Here is a 16,012-nt window from a genome sequence, read left to right as displayed (position 1 = left end):
GGCCCCGCCTGCCCCGCCGCGCCCCACGGCGCGGCGCCCTGCGGCGCGGCCTCGCGCACCGGCGGCACGTCCAGGTACTCGGGACCCACGGTCGGCGGGCCGGGCTGGCGCACGGGCACCTCGGCGGGGCCGCGGTCGGCGAGCGAGCGGACCGGGCTGGAGGAGGTGTCGGGGATCGGCGGGCCCAGGTGGAGCGGCCGGCGCGGGGTGATCGGCGGGATCGGCACCGTCGGGGCGGTGGGCCGCGGCGTCGGGTTCGGCAGGCGGACCCCGCCGAGGTCGACGGAGCCGCTGTCGCGGCCGGACAGCTCGTGCGGGCCCGGCTCGTGCACGGCCTCGACGACCGGCTCGGGGGCGGGCGGCGCCACTTCGTTGCCCCAGGCGCCGCCGGAGCCGGGGAGCAGCAGGTCTTCGTCGGTGGCGGTGGTCTCGGAGAGGTGGTGGGAGTACGCAGCGGGCGCGGCGACGCCCGGCTGATCCACCGTGCCTGCGTTCTCCGGCAGCCCCTCGCCCGGGACCTGGCCGGTGTCGGTCATGCGTACCCCTCGCCCAAATCGGTTAGTGCCTCTACGACCAGCTCACCCGGAACGGCGCACCGACCGCCCCGTAGTGAAGAACGAGCGTGCGCGCCCAGCGGCACGAACGACCGCCCGGAAAAGGCGACAAAGCCATTCAGTGGCATTGTCGTGGCCGTTGCCCCGTCGCGACAGCATGATCCGCGACAGCCCGCTGTGGACTGCGCCACGTTGCGCGTCCTCGGGTTCTGCCGTACCGCCACGCCCCTCAAAAGGAGCGTGTTTTCCGGACATTGACCGACGTGCTGCCGGACGGCCGGATACGGTACGACGATCGGCCAGCCTACCGCGCGCGATACGACAAGAGGATCACGGGGCGCGGTCCGGCAGAACCCCGCTGAGCAGGAACGCGACGCTCCGCTCCGTCTCGGTCCAGTGCCGGGTGTCGAGTTCCACGGACTGGAGCAGGGAGCACTCCACGTCGTACCCGTGTTCGGTCAGGTCGCGGCCGACGCGTTCGGCGGCGTCGCGGGTGACGGCGTGGGTGACGATGCGCTGCGGGCGGCGGTCGGCGACGGCGGGGACCACGCCGGGCCCGCCTCCGCCGATGCGGACGACGTCGGGTTCGGGCAGGTTCTCCAGGACGTGCGGGGCGGTGCCGTGGACGATCTGGAGCTGGACGCCGTGTCGACGGGCGGCGGCGTCGGTGCGGGCGCAGGCCGTGGGGTCCCGGTCGACGGCGAGGACGGCGGCGCCGGCGCGGGCGGCCTCGACGGCGAAGGCGCCGGAGCCGCAGCCGATGTCCCACACCAGGTCGCCGGTGCGCGGGCCGAGCCGGGCGAGCTGTGCGACGCGCAGGGGCTGTGTCTCGCCCTCGCCGAGGGGGCCGTCGTAGGCGCCGGCGGGGAGGGTCCAGCCGCGTGGGCCGGCGGACGGGTCGCGGCCCGCGATCCAGCCGCCGCCCTCGGCGGCGCCGATGCGACCGCCGACGACGATGACGACGTTGGGGTCGCGCCAGGTGTGGTCGGCGGCCTTGTCGGAGGTGACGACGGTGACCTGTTCGCGCTCGGTGCCGAGTTCCTCGCAGATGACGAAGGTGCGGTGGACGCCCTCCAGGAGCAGGCCGAGTTCGGCGGGTCCGGCGCCGGGGGCGGTGAGGACCGCGACCTTGGTGTGGGCGCGGCACACATTCACCGCGCGTCGCAGGGTGCGGGGGTGGGCGACCACCACATGTGCGTCGTCCCAGGGCATACCGGCGCGGGCGAAGGCCGCGGCGACGGAGGAGACGGCGGGGACGACCTCGACCTCAAGGCCGTACTCGGGTGCGCGCAGGGTGCGGACGACGCCGAAGAAGCCGGGGTCGCCGTCGGCGAGGACGACGGCGGTGCCGCGGTGGGCGGCGATGCGGCGGGCGGCGAGGGTGAGGCTGCCCAGGCGGATCCGTTCGGCGGTGGGCGGCACCTCCGGCAGTGCCAGGTGGTGGGCGGCGCCGGCCACGAGCGTGGCGGCGCCCAGGGCGGCGCGTGCCGTCGCGGTCAGTGGCGAGCCGTCCCAGCCGATCACCGTGACCCGGTCGGCCATCGTTGTCAGTCTCCAGGTGTTCGCGCAGGTCGTCAGGGGTGTGGATCGGCGGGTGGGACTTCGAGCCTACCCCGTGGCCGGCGTGCGCTCAGTTCCAGTCCGCGTACGTGGCGAAGCCCCCGACGTCGGCGAACTGCTCGTCGGTGCCCTCCATGTCCTCCGGGAGGAGGCTCCACACGATGTAGTCGGTGCGCACATCGGTCCAGGTGCCGTCCTCGGTGCGGACGTGGGCTATGCAGGCGTTGCGCAGGACGCCCTCGCTGATGCAGCCGATCTTCTGGGCGACCTGCTGGGCGGCGGTGTTGTCGGCGGCGGTGCGCAGCTCGATGCGTTCGAAGGCCTGGTCGCTGAAGAGCCAGTGGGCGGTGGCGAGCGCGGCCTCGGAGGCGTAGCCCTCGCCGCGTGCCCAGGGGGCGATGACGTACGACAGTTCGGTGGAGCGCACGTGCCAGTTGGTGCGGGTGAGCTGGACGACGCCGACGAGCCGCTGGGTGAGGAACTCGGTGACGGCGAGGTCGAGGCCGTGGCCCGCGGTGCGTTCGGCGGGCGCGTGCCGGGTGACCCAGTGGCGGGCGGCGTCCTCGGTGAACGGCCGGGGCACATCGGTCCAGGCGGCGACCTGTTCGTCGTTCATCATCTCGGCGAGGGCCGGCACGTCGTCCACGTCGAGGGGACGCAGCACCAACCGCTCCGTGCTGATGGAGATGGTGGGGAAGGTGCCAGTCATGCGCCACTCCGTAACCCTCGGGAGAAACCTGCGAGACCGTCAGGTCTGCTGAACTGCCCAGCATGCAGCATGTAACCACTGAATCGCACAACGGGGTCCACTCCCGGCGCGGGAGCGGACCCCTCGTGCGGTCCGGTCGGGTCAGAAGGAGGCGATGACGGAGCCCGCGTACTTGTCCTCGATGAACTTCTTCACCTCGGGGGAGGTGAGCAGTTCGGCGAGCTTCTTGACGCGGGGGTCGTTCTCGTTGCCCTTCTTCACGGCGAGGAAGTTGCCGTAGGGGTTGTCCTTCGCGGACTCCAGGACGAGGGCGTCCTTCGCGGGCTTGAGGTCGGACTCGATGGCGTAGTTGCCGTTGATGACGGCGGCGTCGACGTCGTCGAGGGAGCGCGGGGTCTGGGCCGCCTCCAGCTCCTTGAACTTGAGGTTCTTGGGGTTCTTGACGATGTCGGCGGGGGTGGCCTCGTTGCCGGCGCCGTCCTTGAGGGTGATGAGCCCGTTGGCGGCGAGCAGCTTGAGGGCGCGGGCCTCGTTGACGGTGTCGTTGGGGACGGCGACGGTCGCACCGCTCTTCAGCTCGTCGGCCTTCTCGACCTTGTGCGAGTAGAGGCCGAGCGGCTCCAGGTGCACCGTGACGACGGGCACGATGTGGGTGCCCTTCTTCTTGTTGAAGTCGTCGAGGTACGGCTGGTTCTGGAAGTAGTTGGCGCCCACCGAGCCGTCCTCCGTCGCCGTGTTGGGGGTGACGTAGTCGGTGAACTCCTTGACCTCCAGGTCGAGGCCGGCCTTCTTCGCCAGGTTGTCCTTGACGTAGTGGAGGATCTCGGCGTGCGGGACCGGGCTGGCGGCGACGACGAGCGGGCCGTCGGTGGAGGCGGAGTCCTTGTCCGAGCCGCAGGCGGTGAGGCCGAGGGTGAGGGCTCCGGCGGCGAGGACGGCGGTGGTGATCTTGGCGGTGTTACGCACGAAAAGTGCCTTTCCTTATGGGTGGTGCGACCCCGTCGTGAGGTGGACGGGGAGTTCTGGGGGTGCCGGCGCTGTCGGACCTCTCGGACCGGGCGGCGGTGCCGGCGCCGCTGTCAGCCCTTGCGGACAGCGTCCGCGGCTGCGGTGCCGGCGAAGACGCCGCGCAGGGGGCGGAAGAGGAGCAGTCCTGCGGAGCGGCCGGTGCGGCGGTGCAGGCTGCGCGCGGCGAAGTCGCCGGCGAACTGAAGCACCGAGATGACGACCGCGAGGATGGCGACGGTGATCCACATCAGGCCGGTCTCGAAGCGCTGGTAGCCGTAGCGGATGGCGATGTCGCCGAGGCCGCCGGCGCCGACCGTGCCGGCCATGGCGGAGTAGCCGATGAGGGCGATGACCGTGGTGGTGGTGCCGGAGATCAGGGAGGGCAGCGCTTCGGGGACGAGAACGCTGCGGACGACCTTCCAGGTGCTGCCGCCCATGGACTGCACGGCCTCGACGAGTCCGCTGTCCACTTCGCGGACGGACATCTCGACGAGGCGCGCGAAGAACGGGATGGCGCCGATGGCGAGCGGCACGATGGCGGCCTCGCGGCCGATGGTGGTGCCGGTGATCCAGCGGGTGAAGGTCATCAGCGCGACCATCAGGATGATGAACGGCATCGACCGGGCGATGTTCACGATCTGCCCGATGACCTTGTTCGCGACGACGTTCTGCAGCAGTCCGCCCTTGTCGGTGAGGACGAGGAGCAGGCCGAGCGGCAGTCCGCCGACGACGGCGATGACGGTGGACCAGCCGACCATGTAGAGGGTGTCCCAACAGGCCTGGGACAGCAGGGGCTGCATCTCGGACCAGGTCACTTGGCACCTTCCTTCACCAGCGCGGGCGTCGCGTCGGAGCCCAGGACGTCGATCTGCAGGCCCTGTTCGCGCAGGAACCCGATGGGCACGACGTTGTCCTCGTAGCGGCCGGGCAGTTCGATGCGCATCCGGCCGACCTGGAGGCCGCCGACGGTGTCGATGGCGGCGCCGAGGATGGAGATGTCGATGTTGTAGGTGCGGGACAGCTGCGAGATGACGGGCTGGGTGGCGGCGTCGCCGTGGAAGGTGACGTCGACGACCGTGCGGTCGTCGCCGGTGGCCTCGCCGCCGATCGGGAACAGTGCGGCGGCCAGCTCGGAGCCGGGGGTGGCGAGCAGTTCGCTGACGGTGCCGGACTCGACGATGCGGCCCTTCTCCATGAGGGCGGCCGAGTCGCAGACCGACTTCACGACGTCCATCTCGTGGGTGATGAGCAGGACGGTGAGGCCGAGCTGCCGGTTGAGGTCGCGCAGCAGCTGGAGGATGGAGCGGGTGGTCTCCGGGTCGAGGGCGCTGGTGGCCTCGTCGGACAGCAGCACCTTGGGGTCGCCGGCGAGGGCGCGGGCGATGCCGACGCGCTGCTTCTGGCCGCCGGAGAGCTGGGCGGGGTAGGCGCTCGCCTTGTCGGCGAGGCCGACGAGGTCGAGGAGTTCCAGCGCCTTGGCGGACCGTTGCCTGCCCGACTTGCCGAGGATCTCCAGGGGCAGTTCGACGTTGTCCTGGACGGTCCGCGAGGAGAGCAGGTTGAAGTGCTGGAAAACCATGCCGATACGGCTGCGGGCGCGCCGCAGTTCGCGTCCGGCGCGGGGGCCGCGGCCGGCGAGGGCGGTGAGGTCCTGCCCGTCGACGGTCACGGTGCCGGCGGTGGGGCGCTCCAGCAGGTTGATGCAGCGGATGAGGGAGGACTTGCCGGCGCCGGACTGGCCGATGACGCCGAAGACCTCGCCTTCGCGGACGTGGAGGTCGACGCCGTCCAGCGCGGTGACCTCTCGGCCGCGGGAGCGGTAGACCTTGCTCAGGCCCGATGTGGTGATCACTGGGGTTTCCGTCACTGTCGAGTGCGCGGGCGCAGGTGTGCCCGTGCGGGGTGCATTCGGTCGGGAACGCGGCACGGTTCTCGCTGTGGCGTGGAACCGGGGGAGAACAGGTGCGCGGGGCGGCGTGCGTCACGTACGGAACGGGCCGTACGGACGTGCCACGGCGGCTCGCTTCGGGGCGCGAGGCTCAGGTGGTGCAGGGGCCCTCTAGAAGGCGCACATTCGACACATACAACGAGCACCGGGCGTCATGGTCGCCTCGGTCGCAGGGATGCGGCTGCTCGTCGTGGTCATGCGATCAGTAAAGCAGACGGACGCTCCTGACCGGTCACCGCTGTCCGGATAGTGGACAGCGATGGACGGGTGCGGGTGCCGGTCAGGGGCGGAGGGAGATCTCCACACCGGTGACGGTGACCAGTGCGGACAAGGCGGACAGGTCGTCGACGACGAGATCCGCGTCCAGTTCGTGGGCGGGGTGGGTTGTGGCCAACGCCACGGTGGTCATGCCGGCGGCCCGGCCGGCGGCGAGGCCCGCGGGGGCGTCCTCGAAGACGACGCAGCGGGCGGGGTCGGCGCCGAGGCGGCGGGCGGCCAGCAGATAGGGCTCGGGGTCGGGCTTGCCGCGGGTGATGTCGTCGGCGGCGACGAGCGTCTTGGGCAGGATACCGACGGCGTCGAGGCGGGCCTCGGCGAGGCGGCGGGTGGCGGAGGTGACGACGGCCCAGCGCTCGGGGGGCAGGGCGTCGAGGAGGGCACGGGTGCCGGGCAGCAGCTCCACTCCCCCGCCGGGCACGTCCTCCACCTCGAGCTGCTCGACGCGGGCGACCGCCTCGGGGACGAGGGCGGCGGGCAGCAGGTCGGCGATGATCTCGGCGGCGGGCCGACCGTGCAGGGGGACGCGCGCGAACGCCTCCGCGGTGATGCCGTACTCCACCGCCCAGCGGGTCCAGCAGCGCCGGACGGAGGCAAGGGAGGAGACGAGGGTGCCGTCGTTGTCGAAGAGGAGGGCCTGCGCATGGATGTGCATACCATCGACCCTACGCCAAGAGGTCTAGACCCCTGGCCCGGCGGAGGTGTCCGGGCCGCCCCGTAATAAGGTCACTGCATGCTTGATGCCCTGACGCTGGTGACCGGTGTCGCCGCGCTCCTGCTCGCCGCGTGGTGCGGCTGGGCGGCCTACCGTGACCAGCCCACGAAGGACTGGCACTTCATCGGGATGGCCGTCGTCTCGGTGCTGGCACTGATCCAGCTGGTGATCGGGGTCGTGCAGCTGGCGCGGGGCGAGAAGCCGGAGCAGGGCACGACGATCTTCGTGGCGTATCTGCTGGGGGCCTTCGCGTGCGTCCCGGCGGCGGGCTTCATGTCGCTGGCCGAGCGGACCCGGTGGGGCTCGGTGACGGTGGCGGCCGGCGGGATCGTGCTGGCCGTGCTCGAAGTGCGGCTCTACGACATCTGGGGAGGCTGAGGTGACGACGGTGCGGGAGAGGCCGAAGCGGCTCATCAGCGGCCCCGGCATGCTGCTGGTGTGGTTCTACGGCGTGATGGTGGTCGGCGCGGTGTCACGCTCGGCGTACCAGATCGTCACCGACTTCGGCCGGGCGCCGCTCGCCTACACACTGTCGGCGGTGGCGGGCGTGGTGTACGGGTTCATCACGTACTCGCTGGTGCGCGGCGGTGAGCGGGCCCGCCGGGCGGCACAGCTGTGCTGCGCCGCCGAACTGGCCGGTGTGCTGATCGTCGGCACCTGGACCCTGCTGGAGCCGTCGGCCTTCCCCGACGCGACGGTGTGGTCCGACTACGGCATGGGGTACGTCTTCATCCCCGTGCTGCTGCCGCTGACCGCGCTGTACTGGCTGCGCCGCAGCCGCACGGACGACGGCGACGGCAACGGCGCCGGGGACACGGTCACGCCGTAGCGGCGTACGCCCCGGCCGCCTTCTCCAGGACGATCATGCGGACGCCGTCGGCGCCCTCGACCGTGTCCACCCGCTGGTAGCCCACGCGCCGGTACAGACGCAGATTGCCCTCGCTGCGGTGACCGGCCCGCAGACGGAAGAGCTTGGCGCCGCGCTCCTCGGTGAGGGCGGTCTCGACGGCGCGCAGCAGGCGGGCGCCGATGCCGTGCCCCTGAAGACGGGGGTGGACGCAGAGCTTGCCGATGGAGGCCACGCCGTCCTCGCCGACGCTGCCCCGGACCGAGCCGACGACCTCGTCGCCGAGCCTGGCCACGAAGACGCAGTCGGAGGCGACCTCGGCACGGACCGCGTCGAGGGTCTGGACGAGCGGGTCGATGCGGTAGTTGCCGTACAGCGCCGCCTCGCTCTGGAAGCACAGGTACTGGAGCCTGAAGATCTGCTCCGCGTCCTGCCCGGTCGCCGCCGAGATGGTCACGCTCATGCCCATGTGCGCATGCCTCCCGCTCACCTGATCACCTATGGTCCCCCACTCCTATCCCCGCGCTCAGCGGGCCGCAACCTCCGATGTGAGCAAACGACGCAGACATCCCAGACATCTGGAACGTTCCGGCCCCAGCGAGCCCTGTGAGATACCCAACTCGCCCGCGATCTCCCGGTAGGTGAGCTCCCTCGGCGACAGCAGCGCCTCGACCAGGGAGGGGCAGCGGCCGGGCAGTCGGCGCGCGGCGTCGCGCAGGGCACGGCGGGCGGCGGAGGCGAGCGCGAGGTGTTCGGGGCCGTGGCAGGGGTCGTCGGCGGGTTCGGCGGCGTACGGCCGTTCGCTGCGCGCGGTGCGGCGGGCGCGGCGGGCCTCGGCGCGGACGGCGCGGCGCAGCCAGCCGGGCGGGTCGGCCGGCGGGCCGTCGCCGGCGAGGCGCTCCAGCAGCCGAAGCCACACGGTCTGTTCGAGGTCGGCGGGGTCGGTTCCGTCGCCGTGGGTCTGCGCCCGGGCCTCGGCGGCGAGCAGCGGGTGCAGGGTGGCGAGCAGCGGGTGGGGGTCCATGTGCGGGACGACGCGGCGTGCCCGGGCGGGGTTGCCGGGCCGGCCGCGGCGTCACCCCAAGGGGTGGATCAGCGGTTGACGTGTGCCTCGCGGGCCAGCCGTCCGGTGTCCGGGTTGTCGCGTTCGACGGCGCGCAGCCGCTTCAGCTCGACGAGGGTGAAGTCCTCGGTGAACCAGCCGGTGACGGGGACGCCGTCGATGACCTCGGTGGTGCGGCGGTCGGCGAACCCGGGGTGGTCGGCGACGTCCGTGGTGCCGCCGGTCTCCGGCTCGTGCCGGCAGACGAGATGCCCGTCCCGGGTGGGGGCCGGGTCGCCGGCCTCGACGATGTCGGCGCCCGGGTCGAGGGCGAGCCGGTAGGAGCCGAGGGTGTGTCCGGGGCGGTAGCCGCCGGCGCCGCGGTGTCCGATGACCGTCGGGCGGGGCAGGCCCTTCAGCCCGCGTCCGCCGCCCGTGCCCGGCGCGGTCCGCGCGGTCTGCTTGGTCTGCGCGGCTTGTGCCGTGCCGGGCAGTCCCAGGACCGCTCCCCCGGCGCTCAGGACGGCGGCGCCGAGCAGGGCCCGTCAGGCGGTGCCGCCCGTGGGCCCTCCGGCCTGTGCGCGCTGTGCGACTCGTGCGTTCCCATCGGCGTCCTCCTGCCGGCCGTGGTGCTCCGGCGCGGCGACGGTGGCGGCGTGGACATGACCAAAGTGAGGCTGCGCCGGGAACGTCAGGGCACGGCGGACGACGTGCGTGCGGCGTGTCCTGACGACGCGCCGGCATGGACCCGGGCCCGGCGGGCACCCGATCACCGATACTCCCGGTCCCGGCGCCGGGACGCCGGGCGGCTCGTCCTGCCCGCGGCGGGCGGGTCACGCGGCGGTTGCGGGACCGCCTCGCAGGTGAACCCAGGTCAACAGTGCGTAAGACATCGATGAACCCGGTGTGCGCGGGACCGGGGTCCACGAGTATCGTCCTCACCTGCACAGACTGATATCGAAAACCCTTGACACCGGAGGGCCCGTTGTCCCGCTTCGCGATCATCAAGGCAGTGCTCGGCCCGATCATGCGCCTGATGTTCCGCCCACAGGTGGAAGGCGCGGAGCACATCCCGGGCGACGGTCCGGTGATCCTCGCCGGCAATCATCTGACGTTCATGGACTCGATGATCCTGCCGCTGGTCTGCGACCGTCAGGTCTTCTTCATCGGCAAGGACGAGTACGTCACCGGCAAGGGCCTCAAGGGTCGGCTGATGGCGTGGTTCTTCACCGGCGTCGGCATGATCCCGGTCGACCGGGACGGCGGCCGGGGCGGTGTCGCCGCGCTGATGACGGGGCGCCGGGTGCTGGAGGAGGGCAAGGTCTTCGGCATCTACCCCGAGGGCACCCGCTCCCCCGACGGCCGCCTCTACCGGGGCCGTACCGGCATCGCCCGGCTGACGCTGATGACCGGGGCGCCGGTGGTGCCGTTCGCGATGATCGGCACGGACAAGATCCAGCCGAGCGGTGCGGGCATCCCCCGGCCGCACAAGGTGACCGTGCGGTTCGGCGAGCCGATGGAGTTCTCCCGGTACGACGGGATGGACCGCGACCGCTATGTCCTGCGGGCCGTGACGGACTCGGTGATGGCCGAGGTGATGCGGCTGTCGGGGCAGGAGTACGTGGACATGTACGCGAGCAAGGCGAAGGAAGCCGCGTAAGGCCTCGGCCGACGCGCATCCTCGGCGGGCGTGCGCCGCTCCCGGAGGCCCCGCGGGCTGTCCGGGTCGGCCCCCTCCGGGTGCACCGCGGCCCCCGTCGTCCCGGTGTCAGGACGGCGGGGGCGGCGTGTTTCCCGGACCGTGCGTCTCCTCGACAGGGGGCCGGGTCACATCCGGCCGTCGAGGTGCTGCCCGCGGAGCATGAACCAGGCCGCCACCGCCGTCGCCAGCAGCACCACGGCACCCACGCCGGAGGCGAGGGAAAGGCCGTGGACGAAGGCCTCCCGCGCGGAGGACAGCAGCGCGTCGGCGGTCCCGCCCGGCAGCGCGTGGGCTGCCTCGACGGCTCCGCCCAGCGACTCGCGGGCCTCGGCCGGGGTGCCGGCCGGGGCGGCGAAGTCGCGGTAGACACCCGTCACGACGGAGCCGAGCACGGCGATGCCGAGGGCCGCGCCGAGTTCGTACGCCGTCTCCGACACCGCGGACGCGGCACCCGCCTGCTCCTTGGGCACACCGGCGAGGATGACGTCGGCGGTGACCGTGAAGGAGAACCCGGCGCCGAGACCGACGACCAGCAGGGCGGCGCCGAGCACCGGGTAGCCGGTCCGCTCGCCCAGCAGGGTCAGCGCGCCCAGTGCCAGACCGACGGCGGCGAGACCGCCGGAGACGACGGCACGCACCGAGAAGCGGCGGGCGGCGCGCCCGGCGACGAGTCCGGCCGCCACCGCGCCGATCGCGGCGGGCAGTTCGGCGAGACCGGCCTGGAACGGGCTCCGGCCCTGCACCAGTTGCAGGAACTGGGAGAGGAAGAACACCAGCCCGGACAGGCCGAACACGGTCAGCAGGTCGGCGAGGACGGCACCGCTGAACCCACGTCCGCGGAACAGCCGCATGTCCAGCAGGGGTGCGGGCAGGGCGAACTGCCGGCGCACGAACCCGTACAGCGCGCCCGCGCCGAGCAGGCCCGCGGCCAGCGCGGTCCAGGCCAAGCCGTGCGCGGCGGCCTCCTTGACGGCGTACACGAGGGCGATCATGCCGACGAGGGACAGCAGCACACTGGGCAGATCCCACGGGCCGGGACGCGGGTTCCGCGATTCGGGCAGCAGTCGGATGCCGACGAGGACGAGCACGACCATCACGGGCAGGTTGATGAGGAAGACCGAGCCCCACCAGAAGTGCTCCAGCAGGAAGCCGCCCACGACGGGTCCGACGGCCGTGCCGGCGGAGGCGGCGGCACCCCAGACGCCGACGGCGAGGCTGCGCTCGCGCGGGTCGTGGAAGAGGTTGCGGATCAGGGCGAGGGTCGCGGGCATCAGGGTCGCGCCGGCGACACCGAGCAGGGCCCGTGCGAAGATCATCATCTCGGGGCTGGTCGCGTAGGCGTTGAGCACGGAGATCACACCGAACGCGGTGGCGCCGCCGAGCAGGATGCGCTTGCGGCCGATGCGGTCGCCGAGGCTGCCCATGGAGACGAGCAGACCGGCGATGACGAAGGAGTAGACGTCGCCGATCCACAGCAGCTGGGTGCCGGAGGGCTTGAGGTCCTCACTGATGTAGGGGGTCGCGAGGCCGAGGACGGTCGCGTCGACGGCCACCAGCAGCACGGCCAGCACGAGGACGCCCAGCGCGAGCCAGCGGCCCGGACGCTTCACCGCCTCGCTCGTGAGGGCCGGCTGCACGGTGCTGGTCATGATTCCTCTCTTCTCAGTGCGCCGCCGAGCAACAGCTCAGCGATCATGAAGGTGAAGTCGTTGCGGGCGACCTTGCCGTCGAGCACCGACCAGGCGCCCGCGGCGAGCAGGCCGTACAGCGCCTCGGTGAGCCAGGCGGGCGAGAGATCGATCCGGAACTCGCCGCTGTCCTGGCCGCGCCGGAACAGCGCGGTGACGCGGGCGTCGATGCGCTCCCAGCCCGCGTTCTGCTCCTCGCCCTCGAACAGCTGGTTCTCGCTGTAGAGAAAGGCGAGCAGGCCCGCGGACGGCTCGATCTCCCGCACCAGCCGGCGGACGGCCTCGGCGGCGGGCCCCTCGTCGAGTCGGGCCCGTCCCAGCGCTGCCTCGCACTCGGAGATGCCGAGGGACTCCAGCGCCCGCACGAGCGCGTCCCGCCCGGCGAACTGCCGGTGCAGGGTGGCACGGCTGATCCCGGCCGCCTTGGCGACCTCGTCCATGGTCGCGGTGGATCTGCGGGTCAGCAGGGCGGCGGCGGTGCGGAGTACGTGGTCACGGTCGACGGCCATGAGACGAGCGTACCCCAAGTGAGACATGGATGTCTCATGCAGAGCGTGTACGTCTCATACGGAGGGCGCGTGTCTCATACGGCGGGGAGGTCCGAGGGCCGCCCTCAGTGCCAGGGCAGCTGCCCCCGCCGCTCCCAGTAGGCGCGCGGCTCCTCCGCCAGGGCGGCGAGGGCGTCCATGTGCTCGTCGGAGAGGTCGACGGCGGGTGCGTGGAGGTTGGACGCGAGCTGCTCGACGGTGGCGGCACCGGACAGGACGACACCCGCCCAGGGGCGGCACAGTACGTAGGCCAGGGCGACGGCGTCGCAGCCGAGCCCCGTCTCGCGGGCGACGGCCCTCAGGGCGTCGGGCGCGTGGGCCTCGGCGAGCCGCCCGTTCGCCATGCCCTCCTTGACGATCACCGTGAGGCCCGCGTCATGGGCCTCGGCGAGGGCCGGCCCGGCCGAGGTCTCCAGCACGTTGTACGTGGACTGCACGGCCCGGAACAGAGGCTCACCGTCGACGGTCACGGCGAGCGCGGCGCGGATGGCGTCGGCCTGGGAAGGGCCGCTGGTGGAGAAACCGACGGTGACGCCACGCTCGGCGGCGGACTCGGCGAGCCGGGCGTGCAGGGCTCGGTCGGTGAGCGCGGGGCTGTCCGGGGTGACGGAGTGGATCTGGTACAGGTCGAGCCGGTCGCCGAGCAGGGCGTCGGTCTCGCCGCGCTGCCGTTCGTACGTGGCGAGACCGTGGTCCTTCACCTCGTGCCGCTCGGCGTCCGTGGACCAGCCGGCGGTGTAGGTGTACCCCCATTTGCTGCCGACGACGATGTCGTCGAGGCCGGTCCGGGAGCGCAGCCAGTCGGCGAGGAACTCCTCGGAGCGCCCGTAGGAGCGGGCGGCGTCGAAGTACCGCACACCCTGCGCGTACGCGGCGTCGAGAAGCTGGTGGGTGCGCTCGCGCAGGGCCTCGACGGTCCGCTCGGCGGGCAGGTCCCGGTCCCGGCCGAGGGTGATGTACCCGGGCCGTCCGACGGCGGCGAGCCCGAAGCCGAGGTGGGCGGTGGGGGTGGTGACCGAGGCGAGACGGGCGAGGGACATCGCGGCTCCAGCGGGGTCGGGATCGGGCCGGTTCCAACCTAAGGCCTCCCCGATCACGCCGGGGCGCGTACGGCGGTGCCGCCGGGTGGGGACACCACTCGGCGGCACCGGACGGCTCGGGGCGGGTCAGCTCCGCGCGGTGACCCAGGCCCGCTGGGCGGCCAGGTCGGCCTTGACCTCGGCGAGCTGGACGGCGACGGCACCGGGCGCCGTACCGCCGCGCCCGTCGCGGGAGGCCAGGGCGCCCGGCACGTTCAGCACGGTCCGCACCTCCGGGGTGAGGTGCGCGGAGATCTTCGCGAACTGCTCGTCGGTCAGCTCGTCCAGCTCCTTGCCCTCGGCCTCGGCGGCCTTCACGCACTCGCCGGCGACCTCGTGGGCGACACGGAACGGCACGCCCTGCTTCACCAGCCATTCGGCGATGTCGGTGGCGAGGGAGAACCCGGCGGGGGCCAGCTCCTCCATGCGCTCCCGGTGGACGGTGAGCGTGGCCATCATGCCGGTGAAGGCCGGCAGCAGGACCTCCAGCTGGTCGATGGAGTCGAAGACCGGCTCCTTGTCCTCCTGAAGGTCGCGGTTGTACGCGAGCGGGAGGGCCTTCAGCGTCGCCATCAGGCCGGTCAGGTTGCCGATGAGGCGGCCGGACTTGCCGCGCGCCAGCTCGGCGATGTCCGGGTTCTTCTTCTGCGGCATGATCGACGAGCCGGTGGAGAACGCGTCGTGCAGCGTGACGAAGGAGAACTCCTTCGTGTTCCAGATGATGATCTCCTCGGCGATCCGGGAGACGTTGACGCCGATCATCGCGGTGACGAAGGCGAACTCCGCGACGAAGTCGCGGGAGGCGGTGCCGTCGATGGAGTTGCCGACGCTGCCGTGCTCGAAGCCGAGTTCCTTCGCGACGGCCTCCGGGTCGAGGCCCAGGGAGGAACCGGCGAGGGCGCCGGAGCCGTACGGGGAGACGGCGGTGCGCTCGTCCCACTGCCGCAGCCGCTCGGCGTCCCGGGACAGGGCCTGGACATGGGCGAGGACATGGTGGGCGAAGAGCACGGGCTGGGCGTGCTGAAGGTGGGTGCGGCCGGGCATGGCCACGTCCGGGTGGGCCTCGGCGAGGCCGATCAGGGCCTCCTGGAGGTCGGCGACGAGACCGCCGATGATCCGGGCATGGTCCCGCAGATACATCCGGAAGAGGGTGGCGACCTGGTCGTTGCGGGACCGGCCGGCGCGCAGCTTGCCGCCGAGGTCGGGGCCGAGGCGCTCCAGCAGGCCGCGCTCGAGGGCGGTGTGGACGTCCTCGTCGGCGATGGTGCCGGTGAAGGTGCCGGCGGCGACGTCGGCCTCCAGCTGGTCGAGGCCGGCGATCATGCGGGTGAGTTCGTCGTCGGTGAGGAGCCCCGCCTTGTGCAGCACGCGCGCGTGGGCGCGGGACCCGGCGATGTCGTAGGGGGCGAGCCGCCAGTCGAAGTGGACGGACGCGGACAGCTTGGCCAGGGCCTCGGCGGGACCGTCGGCGAAACGGCCGCCCCAGAGCCGTACGTCGCCGCTGTTGCTGCTCACTTGCGTCTCCTATGTGGGTGTGGAGGACGGGTGATGCATGATTATGCAGAGGCCTGCATGATTCGTCAATCGGACCCGCCGGTGGGCCGCGACGGCGGACCTGCGGCCGGACCCGAGCCGAGCATGCCCACCGGCCCAGGATCACGCCGACGGCCACCGGGTGCACGCCCCCGCAAACGGAGGCGGCTATTCATTAGACAGGCGAAATAACTTCGCCGGATACTCGCTGCCATGGGAAAGACATACGAGCGCATCGAAGGCCGGCTCCGCGCCTTCATCGAACAGCAGCCGGTCTTCTTCACGGCGACGGCACCGCTCTCCGGCGACGGCACCGTCAACCTCTCCCCCAAGGGCCTGAAGGGCTCGCTGGCCGTCCTCGACGAACGCACCGTCGCCTACCTGGACTTCGCCGGCTCCAACGCGGAGACCATCGCGCACCTGCGGGAGAACGGACGGATCACCCTGATGTGGTGCGCCTTCCAGGGACCGCCGAACATCGTCCGCGTGCACGGCCGCGGCGAACCCGTCTTCCGCGACGACCCCCGCTTCCCCGGCCTCCTCGCCCGCTTCCCCGAGATCGACCCCACGCAGCACGGACTGCGCGCGATCATCGTCGTCCACGCCGACCTCGTCCGGGACACCTGCGGGTTCGCGGTGCCGTTCATGGCGTACGAGGCCGACCGCGATCTGCACGGCAAGCGCTTCGCCCGCGAGGACGACGCCTCCCTCAACACGTACTTCGAGAACAAGGAGCACGTCGCGACGAGCATCGACGGACTGCCGGGGCTCCCCCTCCCGCTGCCGCCCGCACCTCCGTCCGC

General features: G+C 72.1%; 16 protein-coding genes and 2 pseudogenes. 4 read left to right on the top strand and 14 right to left on the bottom strand.

The window, feature by feature from the left end; translation table 11 throughout:
• From MTQ10_RS17410 to MTQ10_RS17380, 7 genes and pseudogenes are all read right to left on the bottom strand, one after another.
• Positions 1-536 (bottom strand): annotated as a pseudogene (locus MTQ10_RS17410) (nicotinate-nucleotide--dimethylbenzimidazole phosphoribosyltransferase); the annotation flags it as partial.
• A gap of 348 nt (positions 537-884) precedes the next feature.
• Entirely contained in the window at positions 885-2,096 is a 1,212-nt protein-coding gene (gene cbiE, locus MTQ10_RS17405; protein WP_247469060.1) for a precorrin-6y C5,15-methyltransferase (decarboxylating) subunit CbiE, read from the bottom strand.
• Positions 2,097-2,184: 88 nt separating this feature from the next.
• Positions 2,185-2,823 carry a GNAT family N-acetyltransferase gene (locus MTQ10_RS17400; RefSeq protein WP_247469057.1) on the bottom strand — a complete coding sequence of 213 codons (639 nt, stop codon included), beginning with the start codon at positions 2,821-2,823 and terminating at the stop codon, positions 2,185-2,187.
• A gap of 141 nt (positions 2,824-2,964) precedes the next feature.
• A complete protein-coding gene (locus tag MTQ10_RS17395; protein WP_247469055.1) occupies positions 2,965-3,789 on the bottom strand; it encodes a MetQ/NlpA family ABC transporter substrate-binding protein in 825 nt (274 codons plus the stop codon).
• Between the two features lie 113 nt (positions 3,790-3,902).
• A complete protein-coding gene (locus MTQ10_RS17390) occupies positions 3,903-4,646 on the bottom strand; it encodes a methionine ABC transporter permease (protein WP_247469052.1) in 744 nt (247 codons plus the stop codon).
• The gene (locus tag MTQ10_RS17385) at positions 4,643-5,683 is read right to left on the bottom strand and encodes a methionine ABC transporter ATP-binding protein (RefSeq protein WP_247469050.1); all 1,041 of its coding nucleotides are present in this window, start codon (positions 5,681-5,683) and stop codon (positions 4,643-4,645) included. Before MTQ10_RS17385 ends, MTQ10_RS17390 begins: the two co-directional genes overlap by 4 nt.
• Before the next feature lie 376 nt (positions 5,684-6,059).
• Entirely contained in the window at positions 6,060-6,710 is a 651-nt protein-coding gene (locus MTQ10_RS17380) for an HAD-IA family hydrolase (protein ID WP_247469048.1), read from the bottom strand.
• Between the two features lie 78 nt (positions 6,711-6,788).
• On the opposite strand from MTQ10_RS17380, the gene MTQ10_RS17375 reads away from it, so the two are divergent.
• Entirely contained in the window at positions 6,789-7,148 is a 360-nt protein-coding gene (locus MTQ10_RS17375) for a hypothetical protein (protein ID WP_247469045.1), read from the top strand.
• Between the two features lie 49 nt (positions 7,149-7,197).
• Positions 7,198-7,599 carry a hypothetical protein gene (locus MTQ10_RS17370; protein ID WP_282612280.1) on the top strand — a complete coding sequence of 134 codons (402 nt, stop codon included), beginning with the start codon at positions 7,198-7,200 and terminating at the stop codon, positions 7,597-7,599.
• On the opposite strand, the gene MTQ10_RS17365 is transcribed toward MTQ10_RS17370, so the two are convergent.
• From MTQ10_RS17365 to MTQ10_RS17355, 3 genes and pseudogenes are all read right to left on the bottom strand, one after another.
• The gene (locus MTQ10_RS17365; protein WP_247469041.1) at positions 7,589-8,086 is read right to left on the bottom strand and encodes a GNAT family N-acetyltransferase; all 498 of its coding nucleotides are present in this window, start codon (positions 8,084-8,086) and stop codon (positions 7,589-7,591) included. The two genes, MTQ10_RS17370 and MTQ10_RS17365, sit on opposite strands and share 11 nt — an antisense overlap.
• A 57-nt stretch (positions 8,087-8,143) precedes the next feature.
• A complete protein-coding gene (locus MTQ10_RS17360) occupies positions 8,144-8,641 on the bottom strand; it encodes a sigma-70 family RNA polymerase sigma factor (protein ID WP_247469039.1) in 498 nt (165 codons plus the stop codon).
• A gap of 119 nt (positions 8,642-8,760) precedes the next feature.
• Positions 8,761-9,198 (bottom strand): annotated as a pseudogene (locus tag MTQ10_RS17355) (glycerophosphodiester phosphodiesterase family protein); the annotation flags it as partial.
• Between the two features lie 446 nt (positions 9,199-9,644).
• On the opposite strand from MTQ10_RS17355, the gene MTQ10_RS17350 reads away from it, so the two are divergent.
• Entirely contained in the window at positions 9,645-10,319 is a 675-nt protein-coding gene (locus tag MTQ10_RS17350; protein WP_247469037.1) for a lysophospholipid acyltransferase family protein, read from the top strand.
• A gap of 167 nt (positions 10,320-10,486) precedes the next feature.
• On the opposite strand, the gene MTQ10_RS17345 is transcribed toward MTQ10_RS17350, so the two are convergent.
• The 4 genes from MTQ10_RS17345 to argH form a co-directional block, all read right to left on the bottom strand.
• On the bottom strand, positions 10,487-12,010 hold the full coding sequence (locus tag MTQ10_RS17345; RefSeq protein WP_247469036.1) for an MFS transporter: 1,524 nt from the start codon (positions 12,008-12,010) through the stop codon (positions 10,487-10,489).
• The gene (locus MTQ10_RS17340) at positions 12,007-12,558 is read right to left on the bottom strand and encodes a TetR/AcrR family transcriptional regulator (RefSeq protein WP_247469034.1); all 552 of its coding nucleotides are present in this window, start codon (positions 12,556-12,558) and stop codon (positions 12,007-12,009) included. Before MTQ10_RS17340 ends, MTQ10_RS17345 begins: the two co-directional genes overlap by 4 nt.
• 104 nt (positions 12,559-12,662) lie before the next feature.
• Positions 12,663-13,637 (bottom strand): aldo/keto reductase, encoded by a 975-nt coding sequence (locus tag MTQ10_RS17335; RefSeq protein ID WP_247469032.1) that lies wholly within the window; start codon positions 13,635-13,637, stop codon positions 12,663-12,665.
• A gap of 126 nt (positions 13,638-13,763) precedes the next feature.
• Positions 13,764-15,191 carry an argininosuccinate lyase gene (gene argH, locus MTQ10_RS17330; RefSeq protein ID WP_247469030.1) on the bottom strand — a complete coding sequence of 476 codons (1,428 nt, stop codon included), beginning with the start codon at positions 15,189-15,191 and terminating at the stop codon, positions 13,764-13,766.
• Between the two features lie 231 nt (positions 15,192-15,422).
• Here argH and MTQ10_RS17325 point away from each other — a divergent pair.
• A partial coding sequence (locus tag MTQ10_RS17325) for a pyridoxamine 5'-phosphate oxidase family protein (protein WP_247469028.1) occupies positions 15,423-16,012 on the top strand: 590 nt, incomplete at its 3' end.

It is taken from the genome of Streptomyces sp. XM83C (assembly GCF_023072675.1).
Classification (GTDB): domain Bacteria; phylum Actinomycetota; class Actinomycetes; order Streptomycetales; family Streptomycetaceae; genus Streptomyces; species Streptomyces thermocoprophilus.
The sequence above is the reverse complement of the archived record's forward strand: the minus strand, read 5'-3'. Positions and strand labels throughout refer to the sequence as shown.

What these genes read in the sequence shown, in the direction of transcription:
- cbiE (WP_247469060.1), bottom strand. Translation starts at nt 2,096, where the DNA reads ATGGCCGACCGGGTCACGGTGATCGGCTGGGACGGCTCGCCACTGACC.
- MTQ10_RS17400 (WP_247469057.1), bottom strand. Translation starts at nt 2,823, where the DNA reads ATGACTGGCACCTTCCCCACCATCTCCATCAGCACGGAGCGGTTGGTG.
- MTQ10_RS17380 (WP_247469048.1), bottom strand. Translation starts at nt 6,710, where the DNA reads ATGCACATCCATGCGCAGGCCCTCCTCTTCGACAACGACGGCACCCTC.
- MTQ10_RS17375 (WP_247469045.1), top strand. Translation starts at nt 6,789, where the DNA reads ATGCTTGATGCCCTGACGCTGGTGACCGGTGTCGCCGCGCTCCTGCTC.
- MTQ10_RS17370 (WP_282612280.1), top strand. Translation starts at nt 7,198, where the DNA reads ATGCTGCTGGTGTGGTTCTACGGCGTGATGGTGGTCGGCGCGGTGTCA.
- MTQ10_RS17365 (WP_247469041.1), bottom strand. Translation starts at nt 8,086, where the DNA reads ATGGGCATGAGCGTGACCATCTCGGCGGCGACCGGGCAGGACGCGGAG.
- MTQ10_RS17360 (WP_247469039.1), bottom strand. Translation starts at nt 8,641, where the DNA reads ATGGACCCCCACCCGCTGCTCGCCACCCTGCACCCGCTGCTCGCCGCC.
- MTQ10_RS17345 (WP_247469036.1), bottom strand. Translation starts at nt 12,010, where the DNA reads ATGACCAGCACCGTGCAGCCGGCCCTCACGAGCGAGGCGGTGAAGCGT.
- MTQ10_RS17340 (WP_247469034.1), bottom strand. Translation starts at nt 12,558, where the DNA reads ATGGCCGTCGACCGTGACCACGTACTCCGCACCGCCGCCGCCCTGCTG.
- MTQ10_RS17335 (WP_247469032.1), bottom strand. Translation starts at nt 13,637, where the DNA reads ATGTCCCTCGCCCGTCTCGCCTCGGTCACCACCCCCACCGCCCACCTC.